The following is a 13,570-nucleotide window of genomic DNA, read 5'->3' as shown; positions in this document are numbered from 1 at the left end:
CGAAGCCCGTGATGAACCAGTCTGTGCACTCCCCCCTGGACAAGTCGACCGCAGCCGACGACTCGGTGGCCGGGGCCGCCGGCACGCTCGCGTCCTTCGCGGAGGGTCCCGACGCGCAGAGCTGGACGCCGCCGAGCTGGGAGGAGATCGTCGAGGCGCACAGCGCCCGGGTCTACCGCCTGGCGTACCGGCTGACGGGCAACCAGCACGACGCCGAGGACCTCACGCAGGAGGTCTTCGTCCGGGTGTTCCGCTCGCTGTCCACCTACACCCCCGGCACCTTCGAGGGCTGGCTGCACCGGATCACCACCAACCTGTTCCTGGACATGGTGCGCCGTCGCCAGCGGATCCGCTTCGACGCCCTCGCCGAGGACGCGGCGGAGCGCCTGGCCAGCCGCGAGCCCAGCCCCGCCCAGCACTTCAGCGACACCCACTTCGACGCGGACGTCCAGCAGGCGCTGGACACCCTCGCGCCGGAGTTCCGGGCCGCCGTGGTGCTGTGCGACATCGAGGGCCTCTCGTACGAGGAGATCGCCGCGACGCTCGGCGTGAAGCTCGGCACCGTCCGCAGCCGGATCCACCGCGGCCGCTCGCACCTGCGCGCGGCCCTCAAGCACCGGGCGCCGAACGCCGCCGCGGGCCGTTCGCGCCGGGGCGGCTCCGCCGAGCCCGTGCCGGTCGGCGCCGAGCAGGCCGTCAGCGACCGGAGGGGGTCATGAGCGATCGCGCCCCCGAGCGCGCGGACGCGGCCGGCCGCCCGCGCTGGGCGCCGCTGCGCCGCGCCGAGCAGGCGCCGGCCGGGCCCGAACCGCGCCCGCCGGCCCTCCGCCCGGTCGAACCGGCCGCCGAGGAGCACCACCTGGGCGACCGGCTGTCCGGCTACCTGGACGGCGAGCTGGGCCACGACGCCCGCGAGCGGGTCCAGGCCCACCTGGCGACCTGTCCGGACTGCCTGGCCGAGGCCGAGCAGGCCCGGGCGGTCAAGCGCGCGCTCAGCCAGGCCGGCACGCCCGGCCCGTCGGCCGCGCTGATGGCCCGGCTGATGGCCGTCGCCGCGCTCCCCGAGGACGAGTCGGGCCCGGACGGACCGTCCGGGAACGCCGGCGTGTTCGGCGGCAGCCGGCTGAACGGCGGCTCGTTCGGCCGCGGCGCGGGCTTCGGCGGCGGCGCGCTCGGCGCGGAGGCGCCGATAGCCGGGATCGACCCGAGGGCCGGCCTGTTCGGCAGCCGCCCGTCCGGCCTCCGTCCGTCCGTCCGCCCGTCCGTCCTGCCGGGCGGCGAGCCGTCCGCGCTGCCGCGGCCGCTGGCCGCCGCGCTGGACGACCGGCTGCCCGCCGTCCGTCCGGCCGCCGCGCGCGGCCGCCGACTGGTGTTCGCGGCCGCCGGGGCGTTCTCGGTCGCGGCCGTCACGCTCGGCGGGGTCGGCGGCGTCACCGCCGGCCAGGGCACCACGCGGCAGCCCACCACGGTCACCCCGGTCGGCGGGGCGGTCGTCCCGGTCAACGCCCAGCAACCCGCCTCGGACGTGCTGGAGTACCCGCTGCGCGCCCGCTACCAGCTCAGCCCGCCCACGCCCACCGGTGACCCGCGGCAGCTGCTGCGCTAGCCTGCCTTCACCGGCACGCCGTCGACGCCGGTCACCCGGGTGGTCTTTACCACGGTTTCATCCTCCGGGGACCGGGGGAGCGGCCGCCCGCGTTTACCCTTGATTCAGCGTTGTCGGGTGCTGGGGAGTTCAGGTGTTCGGAGACATAGGCGGACTGGAGGTCGTGACGATCGTCGTCCTGGCGATCGTGATCTTCGGTCCGGACAAGCTGCCCAAACTGATCCAGGACACGATGGGCTTCATCCGCAAGGTCCGCTCCTTCGCGGACAACGCGAAGGAGGACATCCGCAGCGAACTCGGGCCGGAGTTCCAGAACTTCGACTTCGAGGACCTCAACCCGAAGACCTTCGTCCGCAAGCAGCTGCTCGGCGACGGCGAGGACCCGCTCGGCCTCAAGGACCTCAAGGACAGCGTCGACCTCAAGTCCGCGCTCGGCGACTCCACCCCGACGCCCACCGCCTCGGTCGACTTCGCCAAGGCCGCGACCACCGCGTCCGCCGGCCCGGCCCTGGCGGCCGGCGAACGGCCCCCGTTCGACCCCGACGCGACCTGAGGGCCGCGCCCCGCACCACCCGACGACGCCCCGTCCTGCTCCGGCAAGGCGGGGCATCGCCGTCCGCGCCGCTATCGTGTCCTCTACCCCTCCGGACGGCGGACCCGCGGGTTCCGTCACGACCGGCCGCCACCGGCCCGGTCTTCCGGACGGAAGGGCCCGGGTGCGCCACCATGGAGCCCGCCCGGGTAGCAGCACAGTCGAGGAGAAGCCCGCCGTGGACGCCACGCACCGCACGGGCGGCACCGCCGCCCCCCGCCGCGCCGCCGACCCGCTGGCCGGCTACCGCGCCGCCGACTTCCCCTGGTACGGCCTCGACGAGGGCTGGACCGGGCGCCGCTGGCTCGGCCAGGTCGGCACCGGCCAGCGCGCCGCCGCCGACACCGGGGCCCCCGACTACGGCACCCTCGGCCACGGCGACGAGCCCGCCCGCGGCCCCGAACCGCGTGACACCCGCCGCTTCGTCGTGGTCACCACCGTCGCCCGCCGCGACGTCCGCCGCAGCGCCGACAACACCGGCACCCTGGAGGCCACCTCCGCCTCCTCGGCCGCCTGGCTGGCCGGCTCCGGCCTGCTCGCCGCGACCTGGCCCGGCAACCTCGACCGCGCCCTCCGGCAGAACTGGCTCGACCAGCAGTCCGCCCTCGCCTGGGACCTCGCCGACGACCTCGACGGCCCCGCCTGGACGTCCCTCACCCTCCCCGTCAACGGCCTCCCGCAGCCCTTCCGCTACCGCGAGTCCGAACACGGCTGGGTGCTGGCCGGCGAGGCCCCCGGCGTCCTGATCGGCGCCCACGGCCGCTCGGTCTCCGCGTACGGCATCGGCTTCACCGCCGTCGCCGACCTGGAGACCTACGACGGCCGGTAGGCCCTCGGAACCCCGCATGCGGATATCCCTCGCCACCGCCCCCGGCCACCCCGACCGCCCCAACGAGGACCACGCGCTGGCCGGCCCGGACACCGCCCTGCTGCTCGACGGCGCCGGCCTCCCCGCGGGCACCGGCACCGGCTGCCGGCACGGCGTCCCCTGGTTCGTCCGCACCCTCGGCGCGGCCCTGCTGCGACGCGCCCCGGACGGGCGGCGGCCGCTCGCCGACTGCCTGGCCGACGCGCTCGCCGAGACCGCCCGCGGCCACGGCCCCGGCTGCGACCTCGCCGACCCGATGACGCCCACCGCCACCGTCGCCCTGCTGCGCCGCGCCGAGGACCGCGTCGAGTGGCTGGTGCTCGCCGACTCCACCGTCCTGCTCGACCTCGACGACGGCCTGCGCGCGGTCTCCGACCACCGGGTCGGCGAGCTGACCGACCGTCAACTCGTCGAGCACGCCGACCGCCTGGCCGGCCTCCCCGACCCGGCCCGCCGCGCGCTCCTCGCCACCGCCCAGCGCCAGGCCATGAACACCCCCGGCGGCTACTGGGTGGCCGGCCCCGACCCCGCCGCCGCCGCCCACGCCCTCACCGGCACCGCCCCCTGGGCCGCCCTCCGCCGCGCCGCCCTCCTCACCGACGGCGCCGCCCGCCCCGTCGACGACTTCGCCACCACCGACTGGCCCACCCTCCTCGACCTCCTCGACACCCACGGCCCGCAAGCCCTCATCGACCACACCCGGGCCCTCGAACACACCGATCCCCACCACACCCGCTGGCCCCGCCCCAAGACCCACGACGACGCCACCGCGCTCCTCGTCCGTCCGTAGCCCCCGCCCCGGCCGTTCGCGATAGCATCTGCCCTCCGACCAGGGGGAGTTCACATTGCGCGTCCAATTGCCGGTCCGTCTCGCCGTCGCGGCCCTCGCGGCCCTCGCCGCGGCCGGGTGCACCTCGCACGGTTCCGGGAAGCCCGCCGAGGCCCGGCCCGCCGAGACCACCACCACCACCACCTGCCCGGCCGCTACGGACCCCCCGTCGGCCCCCGGCGAGGAGCCCCTGCCCGCCGAAGTGCGCTGCCTCCCGGGAGTGCGCCACGGATCGATCGTCCCGGCCGAGGTCCTCGCCGCCTTCCCCGAGGGCGCGGGCCTGACCGGCCGGGCCCTCCAGGTCGGCGTCGACTCCGAAACGACGGACGCCCCGGCGGCGCTCGCCCTCTGCCAGGAACTGACCCGCCGGGGATACGGCCCCGGCGGCTCCCACCACTTCACCCAGCTCGCGGTCACCGGCGACGCCCGCATCGGCGCCTACGTCTCCTGGCCCGACCGCCCGGCCTGCACCAAGACCGACTGACCCCACAAGGACCGGCCGGATCGTCCCGCGCACACGGCGGCGAGGTGGCGCGGGCGGAACCACGACGGCCCCGGCATCCGCCGGGGCCGTCGTGGTTGCGCCCGGGTTCGGGCCCGGCCTAGAACTTGTTCTTCGGGGTCAGCCCCAGCGAGAGGCCGGAGAGGCCGCGCTGGCGGCCGGAGAGCTTGCCGGCGATGGTGCGGAGGGCGGCGCCGGCGGGGGAGTCGGGATTGGCGAGGACGACGGGGCGGCCGTCGTCGCCGCCCTCGCGGAGGCGGACGTCGATCGGGATGGAGCCGAGGACGGGGACGGTGGCGCCGACGGTCCGGGTGAGGGCGTCGGCGACGGTCTGGCCGCCGCCGGTGCCGAAGACGTCGATCATCTCGTCGCAGTGCGGGCAGGGCATGCCCGACATGTTCTCGATGACGCCGACGATCTTCTGGTGGGTCTGCAGGGCGATGGTGCCGGCCCGCTCGGCGACCTCGGCGGCGGCCATCTGCGGGGTGGTGACGATCAGGATCTCGGCGTTCGGGACGAGCTGGGCGACCGAGATGGCGATGTCGCCGGTGCCGGGCGGCAGGTCGAGCAGCAGGACGTCGAGGTCGCCCCAGTAGACGTCGGCGAGGAACTGCTGGAGGGCGCGGTGCAGCATCGGGCCGCGCCACACCACGGGGGCGTTGCCCGGGGTGAACATGCCGATCGAGATGACCTTCACGCCGTTCGCCGACGGCGGCATGATCATGTCCTGGACCTGGGTCGGCCGGCCCTCGACGCCCAGCATCCGGGGCACGCTGTGGCCGTAGATGTCGGCGTCGACCACGGCGACCTTCAGGCCGTCCGCGGCCAGCGCGGCCGCCAGGTTGACGGTCACCGAGGACTTGCCGACGCCGCCCTTGCCGGAGGCCACCGCGTACACCCGGGTCAGGGTGCCGGGCTTGGCGAACGGGATCTCCCGCTCGGGGGCGCCGCCGCGCAGCAGGGTGGAGAGTTCGCGGCGCTGCTCCTCGCTCATCACGTCGAGTTCGACGGCGACGCCGCTGACGCCGGGGACGGCGGACACCGCGTCGGTGACCCGCTGGGTGATCGTCTCGCGCATCGGACAGCCGGAGACGGTGAGGTACACCGCGACCTTCACCGCGCCGCCGTCGCCGACCTCGACGGACTTCACCATGCCGATCTCGGTGATCGGGCGGTTGATCTCCGGGTCGTGGACGCTCGCCAGGGCTTCCCGGACGGACTGCTCCGTCACCCCGGCCGCCACCTCTGTCTCGTTGGCCATGTGTTGATGGTACGGCGCCCGGCCCCGCCCCCGACTCGCCGGTAGCGTGCCGCCGGTCACAGCGTGTCGGCGGACTCCCGGCGGTCGTCCAGTTCCTTGAGCAGGGCCTGCAGTTCGGAGCGGACGAAGTCGCGGGTGGCGACCTCGCCGAGGCCCTGGCGCAGGGCCGCGACCTCCCGGGTGAGGTACTCGGTGTCGGCGATGTTCCGGTCGCTGCGGGCCCGGTCCTGCTCCATGTTGACCCGGTCGCGGTCGTCCTGGCGGTTCTGCGCGAGCAGGATCAGCGGGGCCGCGTACGAGGCCTGCAGGGAGAGCATCAGGGTGAGGAAGATGAAGGGGTAGTCGTCGAAGCGGACCGACTCGGGCAGCACGGTGTTCCACACCACCCAGGCGATGATCACCACCGTCATCCAGACGATGAACCGCCCGGTGCCCAGGAAGCGCGCGATCCGCTCGGAGAGCTTGCCGAACGCCTCCGGGTCCCAGGTCGGCAGCCGGACCAGCCCGGGCCGGCCGGTGCGCGGCTGGTCCAGCCGGGAGCGGGGGCCGGCGGGGGACGGCCGCTCCTCGCGGCGGCCGCGCTGCTCGCGGGCCCGCAGCTCGCGCAGCTGCCGCAGTTCGCGCAGCTCGCCCTGGATCCGCTGGCCGGAGGAGTCGCTGCGCTGCTTGCGGTCACCGTCCACCGCGCACCTCGCCGTCCGCCGCGTCGATGCCGTGCGCCGCGCCCTCGCGCCAGTCGTCCGGCAGCAGGTGGTCGAGCACGTCGTCCACGGTGACGGCGCCCAGCAGGTGGTCGTCCTCGTCCACCACCGGCGCCGCCACCAGGTTGTACGTGGCCAGGTAGGAGGTGATCAGCGGCAGCGGGGTGTTCGGCGGCAGCGGGTCGAGGTCGTCGTCCACCAGCGAGCCGACCAGCGTGTACGGGGGCTCCCGGAGCAGCCGCTGGAAGTGCACGGTGCCCAGGTACGTCCCGGTCGGGGTCTCGTTCGGCGGGCGGCACACGTACACCTGGGCGGCCAGCGCCGGCTTGGTGTCCGAGACCCGGACCCGGGCGAGCGCCTCGGCGACCGAGGCGTCCGGCTCCAGCACGATCGGCTCGGTGGTCATCAGGCCGCCCGCGGTGTCCTCCTCGTACGAGAGCAGGCGGCGCATCTCCTCGGCCTCGGCGGGCTCCATCAGGCGCAGCAGGCGTTCGGCGTCCGCCTCCGGGAGTTCGGAGAGCAGGTCGGCGGCGTCGTCCGGGTCCATGGTCTCCAGGATGTCGGCGGCGCGTTCCTCCTGGAGCTTGCCGATGATCTCCACCTGGTCGTCCTCGGGCAGCTCCTCCAGGACGTCGGCCAGCCGGTCGTCGTCCAGCGCCGCGGCGACCTCGGCGCGGCGCTTCGCCGACAGGTGGTGCATGACGTTCGCCAGGTCGGCCGGGCGCAGCTGCTCGAAGGTGGCCAGCAGGTTGGCCGCGCCCTGGCCCTCCTCGGTCAGCGAGAAGCCGGTCACCGCCGACCAGTCGAGCAGCAGCTGCTCGCCCTTGGCCTTGCGCAGCCGGCTGGGCCGGCCGACCTGCACGAACACCCGGTCGATCTCCCACTCGCGCAGCCGGGTCTGCACCATCGCCACGTCCAGCACGGTCACCTCGTCGGCGGTCTTGGTCCGGGTCACGGTGCGGTCCAGCAGTTCGGCCAGCACGAGGGTCTCGGACGGGCGCTGCTCGAAGCGGCGCATGTTCAGCAGGCCGGTGGAGAGCACCTGCCCGGACTCCAGGCTGGTCACCCTGGTCATCGGCAGGAAGATCCGGCGCCGCCCGACCACCTCCACCACCAGCCCCAGCACCCGGGGCGGCCGCCCGCCCAGCCGCAGCGAGACGACCACGTCCCGGACCCGGCCCACCTGGTCGCCGTTCGGGTCGAACACCGCCACCCCGGACAGGTGCGAGATGAAGACCCGGCTGCCTGGACCCGCCACACGAGACTCCCTCCGGCGGAAACGGACACAATCCCCCAAATCTAGCCGCGGAGCGGGGAGCGGGCGTGTCGGCGCGAGGGGGAAGCCGTGAAACGGGGGAGGGAGCCGCCGCGCGTCAGCGCTTGCGGCGCTTGAGGAGCAGCTTGGGCAGGCCGGCCGGGACCGGCTCGCGGGTGGTGGCCGGGGTGGGCAGCGGGGCGGCGGCGAGGGCGTCGTCGGGGAGCGCGGCGAGCGGGGCGTCGGTCGGGGTGAGGCGCAGGACGTGGCACTCGTGGGCCCAGCGGTCGCCGATGGTGTCGGTGTCGGGGGCGTTCAGCCGCTTGCCCCTGAGCTCCTCGACGGCGCCGTCCCAGGCGGGGGTGCCGGGTTCGAGGCGGGTGACGGCGGCGGTGAGGGCGACCAGGCGGCCCCACTTGTCCTTGCTGCGCAGGGTGACCGCGGCGGAGGCGCTGGCGGCGAGACCGTGCAGGGGCTGCTCGGAGCCGTCGCCGACGACCACGATCGCGCCGTCGTGCCAGGCGTGCCAGAGCGGGCGGGCGTACGGCTGCCCGGCGGGCTGGACCCAGAGCAGGCCGGACTTCTTGGCGGCTTCCTCCACCAGTGCCCGGTCGAGGAGGTCGGTCGGGCTCGGGGTCGTCGTGCGCTCCATGCCGCACAGCGTAAGGCCTGGGCGGTCACGGGCCGGTCCCATCCCCCGGACGACAGTGCCGTCATCGCCGGACAGCCCTTACCGTGTATGCCGTCCCCGGTCCGCGCGACCGCCCGGGCCCGCCGCACCCGCACCCGCCGCCCCCGCCGCCGCACCGCCCGACCTCACTGCCCGAAGGAGCGCCGTGACCGCCGCCAGCACCACCGCCCCCGCCGCACCCCCGGCCCTGGGGGAGCGGCGGGACCTGCCGCGCACCGACCTGATGCTGCTGGCGGTGTCGATCGCGGGCATCTCGCTCTCCGCGCCGCTGATCAGCGCGACGGCCGCGCCCGCGCTGGCGATCGCGTTCTGGCGCAACGCCATGTCGGTGGCGGTGCTCGGCCCGTACGCGCTGTGGCGGCACCTGGCCGAGCTGCGCGCCGTCTCCCGGCGGGCCCTGCTGCTGGCGATGGCGGCGGGCGTGCTGCTGGCGCTGCACTTCGCGCTGTGGATGCCGAGCCTGCGGATGACCTCGGTGGCCTCGGCGACGGCGCTGGTGACCACCACCCCGCTGTGGACGATCCTGCTGATGCGGGCCTTCGGGGTGCGGGCGCCGCGACTGGTCTGGCTGGGGACGGGCGTGGCGTTCGTCGGCGTGCTGGTGCTGACCGGCGTCGACCTGTCGGTCTCCGCGCACGCCCTGCTCGGCGACGGCCTGGCGCTGGCGGCGGGCGCGGCGGCGGCCGGCTACATGCTGCTGGGCGCGGAGGTGCGGCGCACCGTCTCGACCACCGCGTACACCCTGGTCTGCTACGCGACCTGCGCGGTCGCGCTGCTGGCGGCCTGCCTGCTGACGGGCGTCCGGCTGGGCGGCTGGTCGGCGGGGGTGTGGTGGCAGATCTTCCTGCTGATGGTGACGGCGCAGTTGCTCGGGCACTCGCTGAGCAACCGGGTGGTGCGCACCCTGGGCCCGTCGATCACCTCGACCGCGATCCTGCTGGAGACCCCGGGCGCGGCGCTGATCGCCGCGGTGTGGCTGGGGCAGTGGCCGCCGGCGGCGTCCTACCCGGCGGTCGGGCTGATCCTGCTGGGCCTGGTGCTGGTGGCCCGGGCGGAGCGCCGCTGACGGCGCCCCGCCGGGCCGGGCGCCCGGCGCGCCGTCACAGCCAGCCGTTGCGGCGGAAGCCCCGGTACATGCCGACGCAGATCACCACGATCGCGCCGAGCACGGCCGGGTAGCCGTACGTCGACTTCAGCTCGGGCATGTTCTCGAAGTTCATCCCGTACACGCCGGTGATCATGGTCGGGACGGCGAAGATCGCGGCCCAGGCGGTGATCTTGCGCATGTCCTCGTTCTGGGCGACCGAGACCTGCGCCAGGTTGGCCTGCAGCAGTGAGTTGAGCAGCTCGTCGAAGCCGTGCACCTGCTCGCTGACCCGGGCCAGGTGGTCGGCGACGTCCCGGAAGTACTTCTGCATCTCCGGGTCGACCAGCCGCGCGGTGGGCTCGGACAGCTGCACCATCGGCCGCAGCAGCGGGGTGACGGCGCGCTTGAACTCCAGCACCTCGCGCTTGAGCTGGTAGACCCGGCCGACGTCGGCGCCGCGGCCGCCCTTGTTGGCGAACACGTCGTACTCGATCTCGTCGACGTCGTTCTGCAGCCGCTCGGCGACCAGCAGGTAGTTGTCCACCACGTGGTCGGCGATCGCGTGCAGCACCGCGGCCGGGCCCTTGGCGAGCAGGCCGGTGCCCTCGGCGTCGGCCTCCAGGCGGTGCCGCAGAGCGCGCAGCGAGGAGTGCGCGCCGTGCCGGACGGTGATCACGAAGTCCTGGCCGGCGAAGACCATCAGCTCGCCGGTCTCGATCACCTCGCTGGTCGGGGTCAGCTGCTCGTGCTCGACGTAGCGGACGGTCTTGAACACCGCGAACAGCATGCCGTCGTACCGCTCGACCTTGGGGCGCTGGTGCGCGTGCACCGCGTCCTCCACCGCCAGCGGGTGCAGGCCGAAGCGCTGCGCGATGCCCTCGAACTCGGCCTCGGTCGGCTCGTGCAGCCCGATCCAGCTGAACGAGCCGGGGCCCATCTGGTGCGCCGCCCGCACCTGCCGGGCGGCCTCGCGCGGGCTGCACGTCTCGCCCGCCCGCTTGCCCTGCTGGTAGACCGCGCAGTCCACCACGGCGGACGGGGTGTCGCCGGGTCGCGACTCGAACGAGTCGCCGACCCGGCGGCGGGCTGGACGGACGACGGCGGCGCGCAGGTTGTTGATCATCGACATGGCGCGGGCTCCCTAAGGCCGGACCGGCACGCCCCCGGGCACGGCGGGGGAGCGCGACGGCGGAAAACACCGGTGGACACGCCGGGGCTGAGGAAGTGTCAGAAAGCCGTTCGCTGGGCGGGTTTCGTCGGATCAGCCACGGGGAAGGTGCTCTCTCGGCCGCGCGCGACGCTGCGGGGTGGACCTGGTCAGCCGCGCTGGCGGCGGGCCGGGGTGGGCCGGAGAGAGCTGCCGGTACTGCATGGTCGACTGCTGTCCACCGTGACCACCTCCTCCACGCCGGGGCCCGCGCGGGGGCCGTCGCGGCCCTGGTTCGCATTCACAAGGCCGACCGCTCACATTAACAGCTCTTCCCGGGCTCGCGCCCCGGAGTTCGCCGACCGCAGGGTAAAGGTCGCGCCAAGGTTGGGTGCGGCGCGCCCGCGCTAAGGTCGCCGCATGGCGCACGACTTCCCTCACTTCGGCGACTTCTCGAACCCGGACGGCCACCAGGGTCCCTCCCGGCAGACCGTCCTCACCCTGGTCGAGGCCAGGCTGACCGGCACCTTCGGCGAGCCCACCGGCCGGGCCGCCGTCACCTTCGTCGGCGCGGACCGGATCGAGGTGCTGCGCTTCGGCCCCGACGCCGACGGCCTGGTCCGGTACGCCACGCTCGGCATGGCCGCCGCCCCGATGGCCGACCCGACCGCCCCGGTCGCCGACCCGGTGCGCGGCCCGCGCGCCGAACTGGTGCTGACCGTCCGCGGCGGCCGCGACGAGGCGCACAGGGCGCTCGCAGTGTTCGCCGCCAGCCCGCAGGTCGAGGGCCTGGTGGTGGCGCCCGGCGGCTCCCTCGACCTCGGCTCCCCGCTGTGGACCGGCGCTCCCTTCACCTCGGTGCTGGCCGCCGAACCCGGCGGCCTGGTCGAGGACCTCGACCTCCCCGCCCCCGCCGACCCGGTTCGCTTCCTCCCGCTGCTCCCGATGACCCCCAACGAGGCCGCCTTCAAGCGCGTCCAGGGCGCCGAGGCCCTCCAGGAGCGCTGGCTCCGGCACGGCACCGACCTGCGCGACCCCGCCCGCCGGGGCGTCCCCCTGGACTGACCGGACGGGCGGGCGGGCGGCCTGGCGGACGGGCGGGCGTCAGCCGGTGACCGGCGCGGCGCCCGTCGCCTGGGCGAGCAGCCGCTCGTACGCGGCCGGGTCGGTGGTGTGCTCGCCCAGCCGGACGGTCTTGCGGGCGCCGTGGTAGTCGCTGGAGCCGGTGGTGAACAGGCCCAACTCGGCGGCCAGGCCGCGCAGTCGGACCCGCGTCTCGTCGTCGTGGTCGACGTGGTCGACCTCCAGGCCGCCCAGGCCGGCCGCCGCCAGGTCGGCGATCACCGCGTCCGGGACCGTCCGCCCGCGCTTGACCGCGCCCGGGTGCGCGAAGACCGGCACCCCGCCCGCCGCCCGGACCAGCCGGACGGCCACCGCCGGGTCGGTCTCGTGCTTGCGGACGTCCGCCCGGCCGCCGTTGGCCAGCCACTCGGGCGTGAACGCGTCCGAGACGGTCGCCACCACGCCCGCCTCCACCAGGGCCGAGGCGATGTGCGGACGCCCCACCGAGCCGTCGCCCGCGATCCGCTCCACCTGCTCCCAGCTGATCGGCGCGCCCAGCTCCCGGCAGCGCTCCACGATCGCCCGCCCGCGCCGGAACCGGTCGGTGCGCACCAGCTCCCGCTCCGCCGCGAAGGCCGGCTCCGCCGGGTCGAACAGGTACGCCAGCAGGTGCATGCTGATGCCGTCCACCCGGCAGGACAGCTCCGCGCCCGGCACCAGCACCAGCCCCGTCCCGGCCACCGCGGCGGCCGCCTCCTCGTGCCCCGACACCGTGTCGTGGTCGGTCAGGGCCACCACGTCCAGCCCGGCCGCGACCGCGTTGGCGACCAGTTCGGCGGGGGAGTCGGTGCCGTCCGAGGCGTTGCTGTGGGCGTGCAGATCGATGCGCATGCCGCCCAGGATAGGGAGCCCGCCGGGCCGGGGCGGGCTCAGCCCAGCAGACGGGGCGTGAGCGCCCCGCAGGGCAGCAGGCCGAGCTCGGCGCCCGCGTCCCGCAGGTCGGTCAGCACCAGTTCGTCGTGCATCAGCAACGCCGACTGCTCGGGCCAGGCGATCGCCCACAGCCACAGGCCGCGCGCCTCGCCGACGTACACCGCCCGGTCGTCCGGCGCGCCCGGCACGTGGAACATCGGGGTCGGCCGGCCCGCCGCCATCAGCTTGGCGTCGGCCGGCTTGTACAGCGCCACCGAGTCGCCCGGGTCGGGGCCGTCCAGCCCGGCGTACCGGGCGCCCAGGCCGATGCCCAGCTCCTCGGCCACCAGCACCAGTTCGCCGAACCCGCCCAGCGGGGCCGGGCCGGAGCAGGCGACGGCGGTGGCCCGGGCGCCGGAGAGGTCGTCGCCCGCGTGCGCGATGCCGGTGAACAGCCAGCCGACCGGCAGCGGCCAGGGCAGCCAGACCGGCACCTGCGAACGGTTCACCGCCACGTTCAGCGCCTCGATGCTCGGGGGGAGCACCGGCTGCATCGGGTGGACGGCGCCGTGCAGGTCGCACTGCCAGGTGTCGGAGAAGAGGCCGGGGGCGCGGACCCGACCGGCGCACCTCGGGCAGCTTGGCTCGCCCCTCATAACCGACAACGGTCCTCCCTCCGGAGTGCTGCGTCAAGGACGATCACCCGTAAGGAGTGCGTCACGAGCCGCCCCGGCGACGGCCCGGGTCCGGCTGAGGTGATGTCCCGGCCGGGGCGCCGCCAAACCCCCGCAGGTCGCGGCCCCCGAACAGACTGACGCCCCGTCATCCCAGGAGTCTCCTGCGGTGACGGGGCGTCAGTCGGGTATCGGAACGTCGGACGACTCGGAGGTGCGTCCGCGTCCGCTCACACGGCCTTGCACGGCCGGATGTACAGGCGTTCGCCGGTCTGCGCGGCGGTCTTCAGGTACTCGGAGACGGTCTCCGCGTCGGCGATCAGCCGGTCGGTCTCCGTTCCGGCGTGGTCCAGTCGAAGGATCTCGAAACGCATGGGCCTCTC

Annotated in this window: 16 protein-coding genes; 8 read left to right on the top strand and 8 right to left on the bottom strand. The window is 75.0% G+C overall.

Annotated elements, in window-relative coordinates; genetic code table 11:
- The first annotated feature begins 11 nt into the window (after positions 1 to 11).
- The 6 genes from sigE to ACZ3J7_RS22080 all read left to right on the top strand — a co-directional run bounded on the left by sigE (position 12) and on the right by ACZ3J7_RS22080 (position 4,379).
- Positions 12 to 719 carry an RNA polymerase sigma factor SigE gene (gene sigE / locus ACZ3J7_RS22105; protein ID WP_078914669.1) on the top strand — a complete coding sequence of 236 codons (708 nt, stop codon included), beginning with the start codon at positions 12 to 14 and terminating at the stop codon, positions 717 to 719.
- Positions 716 to 1,606: an anti-sigma factor family protein gene (locus tag ACZ3J7_RS22100; protein WP_465623721.1), complete on the top strand. Its 891-nt coding sequence runs from the start codon at positions 716 to 718 to the stop codon at positions 1,604 to 1,606. The genes sigE and ACZ3J7_RS22100 overlap by 4 nt, the downstream gene beginning before the upstream one ends.
- A 133-nt stretch (positions 1,607 to 1,739) precedes the next feature.
- A complete protein-coding gene (locus ACZ3J7_RS22095) occupies positions 1,740 to 2,159 on the top strand; it encodes a sec-independent translocase (protein ID WP_465623717.1) in 420 nt (139 codons plus the stop codon).
- A 217-nt stretch (positions 2,160 to 2,376) separates the two neighbouring features.
- Positions 2,377 to 3,027, top strand: a complete 651-nt coding sequence (locus tag ACZ3J7_RS22090; protein WP_465623715.1) for a hypothetical protein — start codon at positions 2,377 to 2,379, stop codon at positions 3,025 to 3,027.
- 16 nt (positions 3,028 to 3,043) lie between these two features.
- Complete coding sequence (locus ACZ3J7_RS22085) at positions 3,044 to 3,856, top strand: protein phosphatase 2C domain-containing protein (protein ID WP_465623711.1); 813 nt, start codon at positions 3,044 to 3,046, stop codon at positions 3,854 to 3,856.
- Positions 3,857 to 3,911: 55 nt separating this feature from the next.
- Positions 3,912 to 4,379: a hypothetical protein gene (locus ACZ3J7_RS22080; protein ID WP_465623709.1), complete on the top strand. Its 468-nt coding sequence runs from the start codon at positions 3,912 to 3,914 to the stop codon at positions 4,377 to 4,379.
- 118 nt (positions 4,380 to 4,497) lie between these two features.
- Here the strand turns inward: ACZ3J7_RS22080 and ACZ3J7_RS22075 are convergent, their stop codons facing one another.
- The 4 genes from ACZ3J7_RS22075 to ACZ3J7_RS22060 all read right to left on the bottom strand — a co-directional run bounded on the left by ACZ3J7_RS22075 (position 4,498) and on the right by ACZ3J7_RS22060 (position 8,266).
- Positions 4,498 to 5,658 (bottom strand): Mrp/NBP35 family ATP-binding protein, encoded by a 1,161-nt coding sequence (locus tag ACZ3J7_RS22075; protein WP_465623707.1) that lies wholly within the window; start codon positions 5,656 to 5,658, stop codon positions 4,498 to 4,500.
- 56 nt (positions 5,659 to 5,714) lie between these two features.
- The gene (locus ACZ3J7_RS22070) at positions 5,715 to 6,284 is read right to left on the bottom strand and encodes a DUF1003 domain-containing protein (protein WP_465624105.1); all 570 of its coding nucleotides are present in this window, start codon (positions 6,282 to 6,284) and stop codon (positions 5,715 to 5,717) included.
- 46 nt (positions 6,285 to 6,330) lie between these two features.
- A complete protein-coding gene (locus ACZ3J7_RS22065) occupies positions 6,331 to 7,617 on the bottom strand; it encodes a magnesium transporter MgtE N-terminal domain-containing protein (RefSeq protein ID WP_465623706.1) in 1,287 nt (428 codons plus the stop codon).
- A gap of 115 nt (positions 7,618 to 7,732) precedes the next feature.
- Positions 7,733 to 8,266, bottom strand: coding sequence for a pyridoxamine 5'-phosphate oxidase family protein (locus tag ACZ3J7_RS22060; RefSeq protein WP_465623704.1), 534 nt, complete (start codon positions 8,264 to 8,266; stop codon positions 7,733 to 7,735).
- A gap of 184 nt (positions 8,267 to 8,450) precedes the next feature.
- Here ACZ3J7_RS22060 and ACZ3J7_RS22055 point away from each other — a divergent pair, with 184 nt between their 5' ends.
- The gene (locus ACZ3J7_RS22055) at positions 8,451 to 9,371 is read left to right on the top strand and encodes a DMT family transporter (protein WP_465623701.1); all 921 of its coding nucleotides are present in this window, start codon (positions 8,451 to 8,453) and stop codon (positions 9,369 to 9,371) included.
- Positions 9,372 to 9,405: 34 nt separating this feature from the next.
- Here ACZ3J7_RS22055 and corA read toward each other — a convergent pair whose 3' ends face one another.
- Positions 9,406 to 10,521, bottom strand: coding sequence for a magnesium/cobalt transporter CorA (gene corA, locus ACZ3J7_RS22050; protein WP_465623698.1), 1,116 nt, complete (start codon positions 10,519 to 10,521; stop codon positions 9,406 to 9,408).
- A 438-nt stretch (positions 10,522 to 10,959) separates the two neighbouring features.
- Between corA and ACZ3J7_RS22045 the strand changes: the two genes are divergently transcribed.
- Positions 10,960 to 11,604 (top strand): suppressor of fused domain protein, encoded by a 645-nt coding sequence (locus ACZ3J7_RS22045; protein WP_465623694.1) that lies wholly within the window; start codon positions 10,960 to 10,962, stop codon positions 11,602 to 11,604.
- 39 nt (positions 11,605 to 11,643) lie between these two features.
- Here the strand turns inward: ACZ3J7_RS22045 and ACZ3J7_RS22040 are convergent, their stop codons facing one another.
- The 3 genes from ACZ3J7_RS22040 to ACZ3J7_RS22030 form a co-directional block, all read right to left on the bottom strand.
- Positions 11,644 to 12,492 (bottom strand): PHP domain-containing protein, encoded by an 849-nt coding sequence (locus ACZ3J7_RS22040; protein WP_465623691.1) that lies wholly within the window; start codon positions 12,490 to 12,492, stop codon positions 11,644 to 11,646.
- 38 nt (positions 12,493 to 12,530) lie between these two features.
- A complete protein-coding gene (locus ACZ3J7_RS22035) occupies positions 12,531 to 13,169 on the bottom strand; it encodes a DUF6758 family protein (protein WP_014137947.1) in 639 nt (212 codons plus the stop codon).
- 248 nt (positions 13,170 to 13,417) lie between these two features.
- Positions 13,418 to 13,561, bottom strand: a complete 144-nt coding sequence (locus ACZ3J7_RS22030) for a hypothetical protein (protein ID WP_167544100.1) — start codon at positions 13,559 to 13,561, stop codon at positions 13,418 to 13,420.
- Positions 13,562 to 13,570 lie beyond the last annotated feature (9 nt).

It is taken from the genome of Kitasatospora sp. NPDC015121 (assembly GCF_055562955.1).
This window is presented reverse-complemented; position numbering and strand designations above follow the sequence as displayed.

Coding starts and splice junctions, on each gene's coding strand:
- ACZ3J7_RS22060 (WP_465623704.1), bottom strand. CDS start 8,266: ATGGAGCGCACGACGACCCCGAGCCCGACCGACCTCCTCGACCGGGCA.
- ACZ3J7_RS22100 (WP_465623721.1), top strand. CDS start 716: ATGAGCGATCGCGCCCCCGAGCGCGCGGACGCGGCCGGCCGCCCGCGC.
- ACZ3J7_RS22035 (WP_014137947.1), bottom strand. CDS start 13,169: ATGAGGGGCGAGCCAAGCTGCCCGAGGTGCGCCGGTCGGGTCCGCGCC.
- ACZ3J7_RS22040 (WP_465623691.1), bottom strand. CDS start 12,492: ATGCGCATCGATCTGCACGCCCACAGCAACGCCTCGGACGGCACCGAC.
- corA (WP_465623698.1), bottom strand. CDS start 10,521: ATGTCGATGATCAACAACCTGCGCGCCGCCGTCGTCCGTCCAGCCCGC.
- ACZ3J7_RS22085 (WP_465623711.1), top strand. CDS start 3,044: ATGCGGATATCCCTCGCCACCGCCCCCGGCCACCCCGACCGCCCCAAC.
- ACZ3J7_RS22075 (WP_465623707.1), bottom strand. CDS start 5,658: ATGGCCAACGAGACAGAGGTGGCGGCCGGGGTGACGGAGCAGTCCGTC.
- ACZ3J7_RS22045 (WP_465623694.1), top strand. CDS start 10,960: ATGGCGCACGACTTCCCTCACTTCGGCGACTTCTCGAACCCGGACGGC.
- sigE (WP_078914669.1), top strand. CDS start 12: ATGAACCAGTCTGTGCACTCCCCCCTGGACAAGTCGACCGCAGCCGAC.
- ACZ3J7_RS22030 (WP_167544100.1), bottom strand. CDS start 13,561: ATGCGTTTCGAGATCCTTCGACTGGACCACGCCGGAACGGAGACCGAC.